Here is a 15,759-nt window from a genome sequence, read left to right as displayed (position 1 = left end):
GCGTGCCCGCCGCTCGTGGCGTGCGGGCGCTGCGCGCCCCCTCAGCGGCGTCGGGCGGGGCCGCTGGCCCCGCGGTGCCCGCGGCGTCAGCCGCGTCGTGCGGGGCCGCTGCTCTCGCGCACGACGAGCGACGTCGGGATGAGGCTCGTGGTGTGCTCGTCGGTCTCACCGTCGATCATCGCGATGAGCTCGGTCGTCGCGCGGCGGCCGACCTCGTCGAAGCGCTGGTGCACGGTCGTGAGCGACGGCCAGTACGCGGCGGCGTCGTCGGCGTCGTCGAAGCCGACGACGCTGATGAACTCGGGCACCTGCCAGCCGTGTCGGTGGAAGGCGTTCAGCAGCCCGAGCGCCATCTGGTCGTTCGCGGCGAACACCGCGGTCGGCGGCTCGGCCTGCGCGACGATCGCCTCGCCGAGCGCACGGCCCGAGCTCGCCGTCCAGTTGCCGAAGAGCACGGGGCGCGTCGGCAGCCCTGCGGCCTCCATGGTGCGCAGGTAGCCGGCCCTGCGGCGGCGGGCCGAGAACGACTTCTCGGGGCCGGCGACGTGCAGGATGTCGCGGTGGCCGAGCTCGAACAGGTGCTCGACGGCGAGACGCGCGCCCTGCTCCTGGTCGGTGTCGACGACGGTGTACGGCGGCGTCGCGTCGGAGTCGACGATGACGAGCGGGAGGCCCGCGGTGAGCTTGAGCTCGTCGGGCGAGCCGAGCTCGGCCGACATGATGAGGATGATGCCGTCGACGGCCTGTTCTTCGAGGCGGCCGAAGGCCCCTGCGACCTCGAGCTCGGTCGGGTCGGCGACCGGCAGCAGCATCGTCGTGTATCCGGCGGCCGCGGCCGCCACGGCGATCGCGTCGAGCGTACGCTCGTTGCCGAGGGTCTCGAGATTGAAGCTCACGACGCCGATGCTGCGGAACCGCCCCGACTTGAGGTTGCGGGCGGCGCTGTTCGGGCGGTACCCGAGCGCCTGCATCGAGGCGAGCACGCGGTCGCGCGTCGCTGGGCGCACGTTCGTCTGCCCGTTGGCGACCCGGGAGACGGTCTGCGCCGAGACCCCGGCATGCATGGCGACGTCGTTGATCGAGGCGCGTGCCCTGGGCGCCGACGCGGGTCCGGACAAAATGTTCGATTCAACCGTCATGGTGACGTAAACACTACTCTGAAGCCACCCCCGAGAGGAATCCGATGATGACCCCGATTTCCAACTCCGGCGTCGTGATGCGCGCCGGCGACGTCGCCCTCGTGCTCGACCTCGGCGGGGGCCTCCCCGCCGTCGTGCACTGGGGAGCCGACTGCGGCGAGCTCGACGGTGCGGGCTACTCCGCCCTCCTCGCGAGCGGCGTCCTGCCGGTCGCACCGAGCGAGGTCGACGAGCCCGTCCGCATCGCGATCCTCCCCGAGCACGCCCGCGGCTGGATGGGGCGCCCCGGGCTGAGCGGCTCGCGCGAGGGGACGGCGTGGTCGCCGATCTGGCGCGTGACCTCGGCGAGCCTCGACGGCACGGTGTTCGGCGTGGCATCCGACGCCGGTGTCGTGAATCACGGTGCGGGATCGCTCGTCGTGACGGCGGTCGACGACGCGGCCTCGCTCGCCCTCACCCTCACCGTCGAGCTCAGCGAGGCCGGCGTCGTGCGCACCCGCGCCGAGGTCGAGAACCTCGGCGAACTCGCCTACCAGGTCGACGACCTCCTGCTCTGCCTGCCCACCCCCGCCATCGCGAGCGAGGTGCTCGACTTCGCCGGCCGCTGGTCGGGTGAGCGCGCACCCCAGCGCCGGGCGATGACCGTCGGCGCCCACCGGCGCGAGGGCCGGCGCGGCCGCACCGGGCTCGACTCGGCGATGATCCTCTCGGTGGGCACACCGGGCTTCGGGTTCGCCGACGGCGAGGTCTGGGGCGTGCACACCGCATGGTCGGGCAACCACGTGCACCAGGTCGAGCGGGTGCTGACCGGTGAGCAGCTGCTCGGCGGCGGTGAGCTGCTGCTGCCGGGCGAGGTCCGCCTCGCACGCGGCGAACGATACGAGAGCCCGTGGGTCTACGGCATCTACGGCGCCGGCCTCGACGATTCGGCCAGGCGGATGCACCGTCACCTCCGTGCCCGGCCGCAGCACCCCCGCTCGCCGCGCCCGGTGACGCTCAACGTCTGGGAGGCGGTGTACTTCGACCACGACGTCGACACCCTCGTCGAGCTCGCCGACCGTGCGGCCGAGCTCGGCATCGAGCGCTTCGTCCTCGACGACGGATGGTTCGGCGCCCGGCGCAACGACCGGGCGGGCCTCGGCGACTGGACCGTCTCGAGCGACGTCTGGCCCGACGGGCTGCACCCGCTCGTCGACCGCGTGCGCGGCCACGGCATGCAGTTCGGCCTCTGGTTCGAGCCCGAGATGGTGAACCTCGACTCCGACCTCGCGAGGGCTCACCCCGAGTGGATCATGGCGACCGGCGGCCGGCTGCCGGTCGAGTCGCGCCACCAGCAGGTGCTGAACCTCGGCATCCCCGAGGCCTACGCGTACGTCAGGGACGCCATGTGCGCGATCCTCGACGAGTACGACATCGCTTACATCAAGTGGGATCACAACCGCGACCTCGTCGACGCGGGCACCCAGTCGACCGGGCGGGCCGGCGTGCACGAGCAGACCCTGGCCTACTACCGGCTGGTCGACGAGCTGAAGTCGCGCTACCCCGCACTCGAGATCGAGTCGTGCTCGTCGGGCGGCGGCCGGGTCGACCTCGGCGCCGTCGACCGCACCGACCGCATCTGGGTCTCCGACAACAACGACCCGATCGACCGCCAGCAGGCGAACCGCTGGACCACCCAGCTCGTGCCGCCGGAGCTGATGGGCTGCCACATCGCCTCAGGGGCGTCGCACATCACCAACCGGCTCCACGCGCTCTCCTTCCGCGCGATCACCGCGCTGTTCGGGCACCTCGGGGTGGAGTGGGACCTGCGCACCTCGGACCCGGCCGAGCTCGCGGAGCTCGGGGAGTGGATCCGGCTGCACAAGGCGCACCGCGAGCTGCTGCACGGCGGTGAGCTCGTGCGCCTCGACCACCCCGACCAGACGACCTCGGTCAACGGCGTCGTCGCCCCCGACGGCTCGGCCGCCCTGTTCGCGTACGTCTCGCTCGCCCGGGCCACGGTCGCGAGCCCCGGGCGCATCCGGCTGCCCGGCCTCCTGCCGACCGCCGTCTACCGCGTGGAGCCGGCGCTCGTCGGCGGCCTCCCGCACGGCGCCGACCCGGCGCCGTGGTGGGAGGCGGGGCCCGTCGAACTGAACGGTGCCGCGCTCGGCTCGATCGGTGTCGTCATGCCGAGGCTGCGTCCCGAGCAGGCGGTGCTGCTGCGCGTCGACCGCGTCGACGGGCAGGACTCGCGCGGCTCGGCCGCGTGAGCGGCGGCATCGTCCTCGCCGTCCTGGGGGCGGCGCTGCTGCACGGCAGCTGGAACGCGATCGCCAAGGCGATTCCGGCCCGCCTCGTCTCGTCGGCGCTCATCGGCGCGGTCTACCTCGTGGTGGGGGCGATCGGATGCTTCGTCTTCCCGCTCCCGCCCGAGGAGGTCTGGCCGTACCTGCTGATCTCGGCCGCCGTGCAGACCGCCTACCTCGTGCTGCTGACGGCGGCCTACGCGAAGACCGAGTTCGGTCGCACCTACCCGCTCACCCGCGGCATCGCCGTGCTCGGCATCACGCTGATCTCGACGCTCTTCCTCGGGGAGCGGATGACGCCGGCCCAGATCGCCGGCGTCGCGGTCGTGGCCATCGCGTTGTTCGCGCTGTCGTGGTCGCCGAAGGGCAAGCGCGGCGGCCCGGCCGGCACCCTCATGGCGGTGGCGGTCGGCATCACGATCACGGCGTACTCGGTGATCGACGGCATGGGCGTGCGGCTCTCGGGGGAGCCGTTCGGCTACGCCTCGTGGCTGTTCCTCCTGCAGGGCATCACGATCCCGCTCGTCTGCTTCGTGCTGTCGAGCGACAAGACCGAGATGCTCCGCGGCATGCGACGCCACGCGCCGATGGGCGCGCTCGGCGGGGTCCTCTCGCTCGCGGCCTACACGATCGTGGTGTGGGCGCAGTCGCTCGCCCCGCTCGCGGTCGTCTCGGCGCTCCGCGAGACCGGGGTGCTCGCGGCCGGTGCGATCGGGTACTTCGTGTTCCGCGAGCCGCTGAGCCGCTGGCGCATGACGGCGACGGCCTGCGCGGTCGCAGGCATCGTCGCGATCCGGCTCGGGGGGTGACCGGGCGGGGCGGCGCCGGCCTCGTCCGGCGTCGCCTCCAGCCCGCGTCGCGATCGGTCAGGAATCGAGAAGCGGCCCGCGCGGGCCCCGAAATAGCGTGATCGACATGAACACGATCACCGCTTCCACCGCCATCGACTCCATCATCATCGAGGCCGCCGACCCGGCCGCGGCCGAGCGCTTCTACGCCGAGGCCTTCGGTCTCGGATCCCGCATCCGCGTCCGTGCGACCGACTCGCCTTCCACCGGCTTCCGCGGGTACATGGCCTCGCTCGTGGTCTCGCAGCCCGCCGCCGTGCGTCGAATCGTCGACGCGGCCGTCGCCGCCGGCGCCACCGTCGTCAAGCCCGTCGCGAAGTCGATGTGGGGCATCGGCGGCGTCGTGCAGGCGCCCGACGGCAGCGTCTGGAAGATCGCGACCTCCGCGAAGAAGGACACCGCACCCGACACCGGAGAGATCGAGCGGATCGTGCTGCTGCTCGGCGGCGACGACATCCTCGCGAGCAAGCGCTTCTACGTCGAGCAGGGCTTCCGCGTGGGCAAGAGCTTCGGCCGCAGCTACGTCGAGTTCGAGAACCAGGCGGGCGCGATCCAGCTCGGCCTCTACCGGCGGGGCCTGCTCGCGAAGGACGCCGGGGTGCCCGAGGAAGGCTCGGGGTCGCACCGCCTCGTCCTCGTCGGCGGCGGCTCACGGGTGACCGACCCCGACGGCTTCGAGTGGGAGCCCGCCGAGAGCTGAGCCACGACCGCAGCAACGCGCGGTGCCGGAGTGCGGCACCGCGCGTCGTCATGCGCATGCCCGGCCGGCTGAGCCGGTCGCATCCGCGACTGCGCGTCGCCGCGCGAATCCCGGGCGGGGCGCGTATTCGTCGCTATCGTTGAGCCGATCCGACCTGACGGCGAGTTGGCCGCCGGGCGGCACCGTTCGAGGAGGACCATGCCCCGCGACACCGCCGAGAGCGCGCGCTCATGAACATCGATCCCGCCGTCGTCACCACCGTCGCCCTCGTCATCGCCGACTGGACGATCCGCATCATCGCCCTCATCGTCATCCCGCGCGACCGCAAGCCGACGGCCGCGATGGCATGGTTGCTCGCGGTGTTCCTCATCCCGTTCGTCGGCGTCGCGCTGTACCTCCTCATCGGCAACGTGCGCCTGCCGAAGCGGCGCCTCGAGCGCCAGCGCGAGATCGACGCCGAGATCGCGGGCCGCACCTCCGATCTGGCGCCGCCCGACGGCGAGACGGAGTGGCCGGCGCTGTTCCGCTCGATCACCGAGCAGAACGCGGCGCTCACCGCCCTCCCCGCGGTCGGCGGCAACCGTGCCGAGCTCATCGGCGACTACCAGGCCTCCATCGACCGCATGGCCGCCGAGATCGACACGGCCGAGCACTTCGTCAACGTCGAGTTCTACATCGTCGCCTTCGACGACACGACCCGCGGATTCTTCGCCGCCATGGAGCGTGCGGTCGCCCGCGGTGTGCGGGTGCGCCTGCTCGCCGACCACGTGGCATCCCGCCGGGTGACCGTGGCCGACGCGACCGCCGCCGAACTCGACCGCATCGGCGTCGAGTGGCACTACCTGCTGCCGGTGCGCCCGTTGAAGGGGCAGTACCAGCGGCCCGATCTGCGCAACCACCGCAAGCTCGTCGTCGTCGACGGGCGGGTCGCGTTCACGGGCTCGCAGAACCTCATCTCGCGCGACTACGACTCGCCGAAGAACCAGAAGCGCGGGCTCATGTGGCAGGAGCTCGTCACCCGCGTGACCGGTCCGGTCGTGGCATCCGTCAATGCCGTCTTCCTCTCGGACTGGTTCATGGAGACGGGGGAGTCGCTCCTCGAGACCGCGCACGTGCCGGTTCGCGAGATCGCGGCGCCGGATGCCTCGGCGCTCGTCTGCCAGATCGTGCCGAGCGGTCCGTCGTTCGCGCAGGAGACGAACCTGCGCCTCTTCCTCTCGCTCGTGAACGCGGCGCAGGAGCGCGTCATCATCACGAGCCCGTACTTCGTGCCCGACGAGGCGATGATGTACGCCATCACCTCGGCGAAGTACCGCGGGCTCGAGGTGCAGCTGTTCGTCTCGGAGATCGGCGACCAGGGCTCGGTGTGGCACGCGCAGCGCTCGTACTACCGCCCGCTGCTCGAGGCGGGGGTGCGCATCTTCCTCTACCCTGGGCCGTACATCCTGCACTCGAAGCACCTCTCGGTCGACGACGACGTCGCGGTCATCGGGTCGAGCAACATGGACATCCGCTCGTTCAACCTCAACTTCGAGATCTCGATGCTCGTGCGCGGCGAGTCGTTCGTGCGCGACATGCGCGAGGTCGAGGCGGGGTACCGGGCGATCAGCCGCGAGCTCACCCTCGAGGAGTGGAACCAGGAGCCCGCGACGGCGACGTTCCTCGACGGGGTCGCGCGGCTGACCTCCGCGCTGCAATAGGGCGGATGCCACGTGTGCGCCTCGTTCGCGCGGCGCTCGTGTACTCGGGGTCGTCGGCGTCGATGCATGTTGGGGTTGCCGGTGACGTGCGTCGCGTAGCCGGCGCAGCCCGCGTGCCGCGTCAGCCGCGATTTCGTCGGGGGCCGAAGATCAAGACCGGAAGGAGCACGAGGGCAAGGAACGGGAGGAGCACGGCCCCGATCGCGAGTACGGCACTCAACGGGTAGTCGTTGTTACCCGCTCGTCCGAGCCCGATGGTGCCGTCGATGAAGGTGTCACCCGCGATGAGGTAGTCGCCTCCGGGGCCCGCGGCGCCGGACCAGCATCGGAGGCTGATCGTTCCTTCGGTCTGCGCGTCGATCTTGAATCGTTGCGTGAAGCCGTCTCCTGGCGTCACCCACCAGAGCGTCGTGTCCCACCCCGTCGTCGGACCGTGAGAGAAGCTGACCTCCTCCCCGTTGGCCTGCGATGCTGCGCACTGCACGAGTTCAGGGACCGGCGCCGACGTCCAGATCCCGAGTTGGTCTCCGGCGCGCACTTGGACATCCTCTGCAGCGCCGAGCGGGATGGGGGTGGCGTTGCCAATGGATGCGGCGATCGGCAGCACCCAGAGGGCCCAAATCAACGCGGCTCCGAGAATCGAACCGCCGAACATCACCCACAGCATCGGGCGGCGCTCAATCGCGACTGCCCTTCTGTCGTACTGTTTGCCGGTCACGCCTGGACTCCGATCCACACCCTCAACATCGAAGCTCATCATGCATCATCGCGTGCAAGGTCGAACATTGCTGACGAGATGGTGATACCCGCGCGGCCCCGCTGCCCCCGTACTTGAGTATGGCGGCGATGATTGAGGGTATGACCATGTCCAAGCGCAGTGCATCAGATCGCTCGACGTCAGCTCTGTCACCGGGTGGGGTGGTCGTGGACATCGACCGGTTGGACGCGCATGCTGCTGATTCACACGGGCGCCAGCAACAGATCGAGGTGGGGCATGATGTCACCCTGTCGGAACTTCTCGCCACCGTAGTTGAGCCGTTCATTCAGAAGGCGCCTCGCGGAACGTGGGTATGCAGAGGGCGATTCCGCGAGGGCTGGCTCGATTTCGCTGACGTGGTGACCTCAGGTCCCCCTGACCGGCTGGGGGCACACCTGCTCGTCGATGATGCAGCCCTCGCGACCCTGCTCGACACGACCCAGTCGCAATTCCAAGTCGCATGCAGGTCGATCTGACTCCGACTGCTCGCCACTCCCTCGTGAGACCCCTGTTGCCCGTCCGGGCAGCGGGGTCAGAAGCCGCGCACTGCGTCGAACTTACGCAGGGCCAGTTTCTCGCTGATGGTGATCGGGCTAAGACCTGCGAGCAGGTGCACCGCATCAGCGAGGTCTTCACGTTCAGTGGTCGCGAGTCCGTCGATCTGATTCGCTGCCTGAGTGAATTCACCGACTGCCGCCAGCGCCGCGTCCTCGGACTTGGCGGCGCTGATGAGTTTCGCTGCCCGTTTGAATGCGGCTGATGCCTGCTTGGCTGAACGAGCCGGCCATGCGGAGAACGGGAGACCGTATTCCTGGATGAACCACGCCCGGTCCCGGGGCTGGGACACGGACCGGTGATGTTCAGTCGGTGGAAGGCGTCGGAGTTCCTGTGTGACGAGTTTGCTTGCTTTCGCATCGCAATTCCACATGATGAACGTGCTGAGCTTCGGCCAAGTCGCGATCGAAGGGAGGCCGGCCAGATCCGGGATGTAGCGCAACTCGAGCGCATCAAGATCACGCGAAGCCAGCCGCTCCAGACCGGTCACCGATCCAGCGAGCTTCAGCCGTCGAAGCCCCGGGAACTGGTCAAGAGTCCCGAGATCGAACGGGGCGTCGAGCGGGCCGTTCTCAACCGACAGGTCGGTGAGCGCTTCGAGCGCTGACATCGGGGGCAGAGCTCTTGGAGCCGAGACAGAGGTCGGTGTGTGCGGCGATGACCCGAGGCGGAGCACGGTCGGTGGGATTGCACCGTCAGTGTGCGCCGTCACGGAGAAGGTCGTCGGATCGCCGTCCAACACGAGCAGGCGACACCGCGTGGCAGACGGAAGACGGATGCCGACACTGTGACCCGAAGAGACGACCCGCAAGCAACCGATCTCCGATTCGCTCGCATCAAGATCGACAGGGCCTGTGGCGAAGAAGTCCAACTGCTCGACGGGTCTGCCCTCATCGGCCCAGGCGAACACCGCCGTATCGACTCCGCGGTACACGATTCGGCGCGGCCACAGGGAACCTGAGGACATCTGAATCGAGTCGAACACCGACCAATCGATCCGATCGGCCGGGTCCACCATCAAGTCGGGCTTCGGCAGCGAACCCTTCGGGCCGATGATGACGACGCCCACCCCAGGACGCATCTTCAGCCGGTGACTACCCGGGCCCGTCAGCGAGAGCTGGATGACATCTTCAAGCGACACGACTCCATCATTACAGGCGGGGTCAATCATTACGGCCGCGGGTGTCTCAGCCGCGGACCAGGTCAGCTTTCGCTGGTAGCTGCGCGAGCGAGCGCCTCGAGGGACTCGCCCTCGTCGTCTCCGAACTTCGCGAGCAGTCCGGTGACGAGCAGCAGCCACGAGACGACGTGCTGCCCGGGTTTGCCCGCGAACGTCGGTGCAAACACGATCCGCTCCTGGAGCTCGGTGCGTGAGCCGTCGATCGGGGTCAGGGTGTACTCGACGGTCTGCTTGACGCCCCGCTGCTTCACGCTCAGGCGAAGCCGTCGTTGAGCGTCGACCGCGATGAGCTTGCACTGCACGCGGTCGTCGTCGCACTCAGGCCCGTGTGTCTCAGCCCAGGTCTCCCCGACCACGCCTTGCAACGGGCCGGCAGGCTCAACAAGAACTGGATGGTCGGCGAACTCCGACATCGCGCTGGGATCCAGCAGGATCTCCCAGAGCCGATCCGGGGTCGTCTCGATGCTGCGGCTGTTCGTGAACGAGCGATATCCCATGCACACATCGTCACACGCCTCGTCACGCGGTCGGCCGTCGGTGACGCCTCGCCCATCCGAGCAAGCGGAGGTCGATCAACCCCTTGGACTTGAGGTCTCGGCGTGATGGATGTCCCGCACTGATCTACCCCGAACCGGGGTCTTGTGAGACACCCTCTCCTGATCGAGAATTCCCTCATCAATGATGAAGACGAATGTCGCCGTCGTTGACCGGTGAACCCGGGCCGGCTCGGGATCGAGGCCGCCCACATTCTCATCGTGGGGTTCTGCCCGGGTTCACCCGCCACTGCCACAAGCGGGAGAACCATCATGGCGAGCACAATCAGCCGGGACCTTGTCGATCTCGTTCCTCTCAAAGAGGGTCTGTGGCGGGTCTGCGACACTCGATTCGAGGAAGGCCGCAGCCGCCGGATCATCGGGTACCTCGACCACGCGGGCGGAGCCTACGAGATGCTGTGGATGCGACCGCGTCCTGGGGTCGTCAGGCGATACGAGACCTTGAACGACGCAGTGCAGGCCGTTCGCATACGGCTCGAGAACACCGCGTGATGTTTCAGGCCCACGACAGCGTCCCCTAACCAGATGCCGGTCTCTGCTCACCCCGATGTCGCCCGAGGCTGCCCCGCTCGCGCTTACGAGAAAGCAGCTACCGGCTCGATGTCGACCTTCGGGCCGTGTGCTGTCACAGTGCTGTCCAGATGCTGGTTCAACCGTGGTCAGGAGGGCTGTCCTGGGCAAACTGAAACCCCGGTCTCCCGGGGTTCTTGACTGTGGCTCCGACCGGCATTGATCTGGTGACCTTTCGATTTTCAGTGAGCCTGGGCGGTTTTCGCTCAATTTTTGTGGAAGCGATATCGCGCTGATCAGGGATTCTTCGAAACTGTCACAGTTGGTTTCAGTTGGTTTTCGCGCATTTAATGGCACATTAATGGCACAGATTTCGGCTGACGGCGGGGCCGTGTCGGCCGAAAGCCGGCACCGGATCAGCGAAGCGACGCGTGCGCGTGAACGTCCTCAATGTCGTCGAGATAGACCGTGCCGTATACATCGACACCGAACTCGCCGATCGCTGCCGCGAGATCGGCGGGCATCACGAATCCGCCTTGAACGGAATCCGAGTAGGCCGACCATTGGATGCGGGGTTCGCAATCCGGCGAGAGGTGCGAGACTCTGCCGAGCGCGGGTTGGATCAGCTCGAGGAGTGTTCGAACGGCGCCCGTACCCGTCTGGTCGTCGCTTGTGTTGTCGACCTCGCCGGTGTCGATGCTCCAGGTGTGGTGATCGGAGACGCGGCCAGACTCGCGCGGTGTGCCTGCGTTCATGACCCTGGTCGGCTCGAGCCCGAGCAGATTCGAAATCGCTTCGGGATCCGTCTCCGAGGACGAGACGATGAATGACGCTCGACTGGACTGAATCATGAGCCGAGTGTAGAGCCAGCGCATAGACCGCTGGCACGCAGCGTCGCCGGGACATATCGCCGCGCGCAGTCGGATCGGGTCGCTCGGCTCGACGTCACGTCACCATGAACTGTCGGCGCCTTAGCGCGAGACCAGAAATCGCCCAAGGATCTGCTCCCAATCTGGCTCGCGTCCCCAGCCTCCATCGAGCGCATCGAACGCGTCGTCGAGCTCTACAAGCTCTTGAGCCCATTCAGGACCTTCGTGCCCTAACCTCGAGTGCGCCCAGGCGGCTAGCTCGCGAACTGACATCTGGCCCTGCAGCACGCAGTTTGCGTAGTGCCGGGCCGAAATCATCAAGGCGTCGTCTTCGGTCATGTCGCCGACATTGACACCCGCGGTGCTCAACGCGCTGTCAATCAACCCGCCCAACTCGAACACGTTCATGTCCTTGTTTGCGCCGGCGAGCTCGCGAAGGGGGTCGCTATCGACGCCTTCGGTCAGCGCGAGTGTTGCAGCGTCAATGGCCTGTTGCGCGGCGCTGGCACGAACGGCCCACAGAGCTCGGGCCGTGACGAGACCCTGGATGCCTTTGGGCTGTGCTTCTGGACAAACCGTCACATCGACAGTATGTCGGTCGATAGTGGCACGGGACGCGCGCAGCTCGCGAGCAGATTCATGGAGCTCGTTGCGTCGTCGGTCGAACAGCCGGTCTGAGAGGCGACCGAATCGGCGTGATTCAATTGGCCACTCTCGTTCGGGTCGGATCTTGATCTCATTGCCATCGAGAGCAGGCCCGCGTTATCGCTTCCCGAACGCCACGGCCCGAATGCGTTCGAGCAGAGCTCGCCGATCAATCGGAATCCATCCGCGTCGGAGACCGCCCGCAGACGGATGGCTGTCTGACCTCTCCTCGCCGCCTACGCCAGCGTGATCATCCGGCTGATTAGGCCCGTCACGTCGTCGCTGACCCAGTTGACAGTGCCCGGTTCGCTGGCGATCTCGGACTCGAAGAAGGTTGCGCGATCTTGGTTGCGCTGCACAAACGAACCAATCAGATCCTCGTCGAGGTAGACGAGCCATTGCTCGGGTGCGACTCGGCGCACCACGACTGTCCGATTGTTCACCCTCAGCTCGAAGTCTTCGACGCCACCAAGAAGCTCGTAAATGTCCGCATAGCTCACGTGGTCACCGTATCGGAGCTCCGGCCATCTAAGCGAGCTAGATCGCTGAGGCGCCTGCGGCCCACTGGCGTTCCTTGTCGAGGGTTTCGAGCAGTAGTGACTCGTACTTGAGGGGGTCGCGCCTCGACGTCTTGGTTGTCCCTTCGGCTGATTCGGAGTGTCCGCTGAGCACGTCGTTCTTCGCGAATTCGGACCTCATGTCGAGCCGGTACTCCTCGATGAGCGCCATGATCGGCGTGTCGATCGCCGCGGAGATCCTGAACCAGTCGAGCTCGCTCAACTCGAGGCCCGCCTGTTCAACACCGATAGAGAGGCTGAACACGTGCGTTCGGGCCTCCTGAATCGCATCCAGTGAACTCTTGAGTGCTCTGGTGGTCTCCGCATAATGCCTGAGCCCGTCATTCAGGGCCTTCATCTGCTCGGCGTTCTCTGACATGAGTTCGCGCCAGGTGACCCCGAGGATGGAGCTAAGGTCGGCCGCTTCGGTCATCTTCAATGATCGACTGCCGTTCTCGACGTTGGAGACGGTCGTTTGAGTCCACTGCCAGCCGCGTTCGACCATCATGCGGGCGATCTTTGCTTGAGACCAGGATCCGCGATGGGTGGCGATGTTGCGGCCGATGAGCTTGTCGAGTTTGGCATCGTGCGGATCCATTCGACCTCCATTCGATTTGTGAATGCCATAGTATGTGATTTCCGACTTGAACGCATCATCTGATTTGGTACCCCATTTCGCCGGGGTCACACCCGTTGTGTTGTTGCGAGGCCTACTTCTTCGCGTTTCGGACGGGCCGCGCCAGTGAGTCTCGGATCCTCATCGGATCAGCTCTGTCACTGGAGTCCTCCTGGGTGCCCTGTCGACCGTGAGCCCCCACACAGACTCGCGTGCTGCTGCCGTCGCGTGCACATGCCCGCGATCGGCGCGATCCCGATCCATCGAGAGCACAAACTGATCGTGCGCTTCTTCCAGATCCGCTGCCACGAGATGTACGAGATTGGCGTCCCGACCACGCGTCATCCCTACATACACACCAGCGGCACCCATCGCATCGCCGACGACTGTGTGCGACTCGGACACCGTCATGCCCTGCACCCCGTGCGCAGTCGCGGCGTAAGCGAGATGCGTGAACTCCGCGACGTACTCGGCAGGCAACCGCACTGATCTCGGCCGATGGCCGGCGACTCGCTCGGTCGCCCACACCGCGCCGTCCTCGCCCACGCCCCGAACAATCCACAGCTGCCGATTCGCCACGCGTACGCCGGAGTCATTTCGCCGCGTCTGAATCACATCACCGCACCCGATGCTCAGCCCATCGCTCCCGATCACAGTGCGACTGTCATCAACTTCGCCAGCCCGCACCCGCTCCTCGCGAATCCGCGCATTCAGCTCGCGCGCCTCGTCGTTCGTCGCGACGGTCATTGCGCACCCCTCACGCCACTCCCGCGCAAGCGCCTCGAGCTGCGCCTCCGGGCTCTCATGAATCGCAACGAGACCGAGCTCGCACAGCCGATTGAAGACGGCTTCCGGATGATCCCCGCGCCGCATCTGCACGGTGAGCGCGGCGTACTCGGGGTCGACGAATCGGTGCAAGGTCGTCATACGATGCACGCGAGGGAGCAGCTGCGCGGCCATGTCGAGCACACCGCCGCGGCCGACCGCGGCGAGCTGCGCACGGTCGCCGACCAGGGCGACCGTGGCGCCCGCCTCATCGGCGACGGTCAGCAGCGCGAGCGCGGTGTCCTGGTCGAGCATGCCCGCCTCGTCGACGACGATTCTCTCGCCGTGGCGCAGTCGAGCGGATGCCGCGGGGCCGGCGTACGCGGCATCCGTATCGGGGTCGTGGTCGCCGATGGCGAGCCGCATCCACACGCCGTCGCGATTCCAGCGCCACCCGTGCTCGTGCACGAGCTTGGCGACGCTGTCGGCCGCAACCCCGAGCTCCTGGTGCGCAACGTCGGCCGCCTTCTTCGTCGGCGTGACCACGCGCGTCTTGCGACCCTGCATCGCCGCCGCTTTGATCGCAGCGGCGAGCATCGTCGTCTTGCCCGCGCCGGCTGCGCCCTCCACGACGACGAGCGATTGAGCGGATGCCACGGCCGCAGCCGCGTGCGCCTGTGCCGGGTCGAGTCGGAGTCGCTGTGAAATGCGCGACAGGTCCGGGATGCGTTGCTGCGGCCGCTTGGCCCTGGCAGTGAGCAGATCGCGCAGCCGAGTCTCGACGGCGATGACGTGCACGCTCGTGAGGTGCGCGACGTGCTCAGGATGCGGCACCTCGGGCGGCAGCACCGACAGGCAGTTGTCCTCGCCGAGCTTTGTGGCGAGCGTGACGAACTCGCGCAGCGGCGTCGGGTCGGCTCGCACACCGGCCTCGGTCACGAGGTGCGACACGTGCTCCTGGATGTCGTGCACCGTCCACGTCGACGCGGCGGCCGCGCAGCGATCGAGCGCGCGGGACGCGACATCCTGGACGCTCAGCTCATCGAGCGCGACGGCCCGTTGCGTCGGCACTCGGTCGAGATCAGGTCGATAGCCGAATGCCTCGAGCTCGCGTCGCCACGCATCCTCGCTACCAAGCCGGGTCGGCTTCTTGTGCGGCCGCTCGTGATCCCACGCCATCGCGGTCAGTCGCGACATCGCGGCGGGTCCGGGTTTCTGGTCCGGATGCGCCGCGTGCCAGTCCTTCTCGAAGCGTGCCAGGTTGCGCGCGACTTGCTCGGCACGCTTGCTCATCGCCGCGTTGAACGGCTTCAGCTCGGTCACTTCGGCTGTCACCGGATCGAGCGTCAGGCCATGCGCGTCGAGCGCGGCCGCGAGCCGCGGGTGCGCTGCGATCACCGCCGTGCCGAGCGCGCGCGTCGCGCCCTGCTGCCGGAACAGCGCCGCCGTGTCGAGACCTCGCCACGCGGCATCCGCCCATACTCGCGTGCCTATCTGGAAGTGAATGTGCCGGTGCGGATCGCCCGCCCGCGAGGTCTTGTGCGAGACCGCGACCGTCTCGAGCTGCTCCACTGGCACCACCCGCTGCGCTCCGCGCGGGCCGACTCGCGTGACCGAGTGCTGGCTGAGCCAGACGCGGATCTCGGCGACCGCATCGCGCTGCGCCGCATCGAGGGCATCGGATACCTCGGGGTGCAGCGCCGCGGCGATCGACAACGACTTCGGCGCGTTCACGACCATCTCGGCGAACCGTGGCGATCCGTGGCGAGCGTCGCCGGCATGGCGGGGCGTACCCATCGGCTCGCCGGTGAGCGGGTTGATCCAGTCGACCCACTGGGCGTACTGGTCGGGGGTGAGTGCGCCCTCGCCGATCAGCTCGCAGTTGCCGTCGACGACGGCGAACTCGGCCAGCGCCGTGCCGCCTTCGAGGTAGTAGTCGTCTGCGCGGGAGCGATCCGACTCGAGGTACCGGCGCGCGTCGGCCCCGGAACCCCGGTACAGGATCACTCCACCACGCATCGCCTTCCTCCGAGCTAGCTCAGGTTCTTGCAACTACCTACGGTAGCATACGTACAT

Annotated in this window: 14 protein-coding genes; 5 read left to right on the top strand and 9 right to left on the bottom strand. The window is 67.6% G+C overall.

Going from position 1 to position 15,759, the window contains the following annotated elements; all coding sequences use genetic code 11:
* Positions 1–86: 86 nt before the first annotated feature.
* Positions 87–1,064 (bottom strand): LacI family DNA-binding transcriptional regulator, encoded by a 978-nt coding sequence (locus tag ACFVTX_RS05025; protein ID WP_386898456.1) that lies wholly within the window; start codon positions 1,062–1,064, stop codon positions 87–89.
* 122 nt (positions 1,065–1,186) lie between these two features.
* Here ACFVTX_RS05025 and ACFVTX_RS05020 point away from each other — a divergent pair, with 122 nt between their 5' ends.
* The 4 genes from ACFVTX_RS05020 (at position 1,187) to cls (ending at position 6,675) form a co-directional block, all read left to right on the top strand.
* Positions 1,187–3,391 carry an alpha-galactosidase gene (locus tag ACFVTX_RS05020; RefSeq protein ID WP_386898455.1) on the top strand — a complete coding sequence of 735 codons (2,205 nt, stop codon included), beginning with the start codon at positions 1,187–1,189 and terminating at the stop codon, positions 3,389–3,391.
* Positions 3,388–4,236, top strand: coding sequence for an EamA family transporter (locus ACFVTX_RS05015; RefSeq protein ID WP_386898454.1), 849 nt, complete (start codon positions 3,388–3,390; stop codon positions 4,234–4,236). Before ACFVTX_RS05020 ends, ACFVTX_RS05015 begins: the two co-directional genes overlap by 4 nt.
* 106 nt (positions 4,237–4,342) lie before the next feature.
* Positions 4,343–4,975 carry a glyoxalase gene (locus ACFVTX_RS05010; protein WP_386898453.1) on the top strand — a complete coding sequence of 211 codons (633 nt, stop codon included), beginning with the start codon at positions 4,343–4,345 and terminating at the stop codon, positions 4,973–4,975.
* Between the two features lie 230 nt (positions 4,976–5,205).
* Entirely contained in the window at positions 5,206–6,675 is a 1,470-nt protein-coding gene (cls, locus tag ACFVTX_RS05005) for a cardiolipin synthase (RefSeq protein ID WP_386898452.1), read from the top strand.
* A 121-nt stretch (positions 6,676–6,796) separates the two neighbouring features.
* On the opposite strand, the gene ACFVTX_RS05000 is transcribed toward cls, so the two are convergent.
* Positions 6,797–7,432: a hypothetical protein gene (locus ACFVTX_RS05000; RefSeq protein WP_386898451.1), complete on the bottom strand. Its 636-nt coding sequence runs from the start codon at positions 7,430–7,432 to the stop codon at positions 6,797–6,799.
* 101 nt (positions 7,433–7,533) lie between these two features.
* Here ACFVTX_RS05000 and ACFVTX_RS04995 point away from each other — a divergent pair, with 101 nt between their 5' ends.
* Complete coding sequence (locus tag ACFVTX_RS04995) at positions 7,534–7,908, top strand: hypothetical protein (RefSeq protein WP_386898450.1); 375 nt, start codon at positions 7,534–7,536, stop codon at positions 7,906–7,908.
* Between the two features lie 56 nt (positions 7,909–7,964).
* Here ACFVTX_RS04995 and ACFVTX_RS04990 read toward each other — a convergent pair whose 3' ends face one another.
* The 7 genes from ACFVTX_RS04990 to mobF form a co-directional block, all read right to left on the bottom strand.
* Positions 7,965–9,128 carry a hypothetical protein gene (locus tag ACFVTX_RS04990; protein WP_386898449.1) on the bottom strand — a complete coding sequence of 388 codons (1,164 nt, stop codon included), beginning with the start codon at positions 9,126–9,128 and terminating at the stop codon, positions 7,965–7,967.
* A 62-nt stretch (positions 9,129–9,190) separates the two neighbouring features.
* A complete protein-coding gene (locus ACFVTX_RS04985) occupies positions 9,191–9,664 on the bottom strand; it encodes an SRPBCC family protein (protein ID WP_386898448.1) in 474 nt (157 codons plus the stop codon).
* 983 nt (positions 9,665–10,647) lie between these two features.
* Complete coding sequence (locus tag ACFVTX_RS04980; protein ID WP_386898447.1) at positions 10,648–11,082, bottom strand: DUF4279 domain-containing protein; 435 nt, start codon at positions 11,080–11,082, stop codon at positions 10,648–10,650.
* Between the two features lie 120 nt (positions 11,083–11,202).
* The gene (locus ACFVTX_RS04975) at positions 11,203–11,682 is read right to left on the bottom strand and encodes a hypothetical protein (RefSeq protein ID WP_386898446.1); all 480 of its coding nucleotides are present in this window, start codon (positions 11,680–11,682) and stop codon (positions 11,203–11,205) included.
* A 299-nt stretch (positions 11,683–11,981) separates the two neighbouring features.
* Positions 11,982–12,245 (bottom strand): hypothetical protein, encoded by a 264-nt coding sequence (locus ACFVTX_RS04970; RefSeq protein WP_386898445.1) that lies wholly within the window; start codon positions 12,243–12,245, stop codon positions 11,982–11,984.
* 37 nt (positions 12,246–12,282) lie between these two features.
* A complete protein-coding gene (locus ACFVTX_RS04965) occupies positions 12,283–12,900 on the bottom strand; it encodes a helix-turn-helix domain-containing protein (protein WP_386898444.1) in 618 nt (205 codons plus the stop codon).
* A 159-nt stretch (positions 12,901–13,059) separates the two neighbouring features.
* The gene (gene mobF / locus ACFVTX_RS04960; protein WP_386898443.1) at positions 13,060–15,690 is read right to left on the bottom strand and encodes a MobF family relaxase; all 2,631 of its coding nucleotides are present in this window, start codon (positions 15,688–15,690) and stop codon (positions 13,060–13,062) included.
* Between the last annotated feature and the right edge of the window lie 69 nt (positions 15,691–15,759).

Source organism: Agromyces sp. NPDC058136 (assembly GCF_042884375.1).
Classification (GTDB): Bacteria; Actinomycetota; Actinomycetes; order Actinomycetales; family Microbacteriaceae; genus Agromyces.
This window is presented reverse-complemented; position numbering and strand designations above follow the sequence as displayed.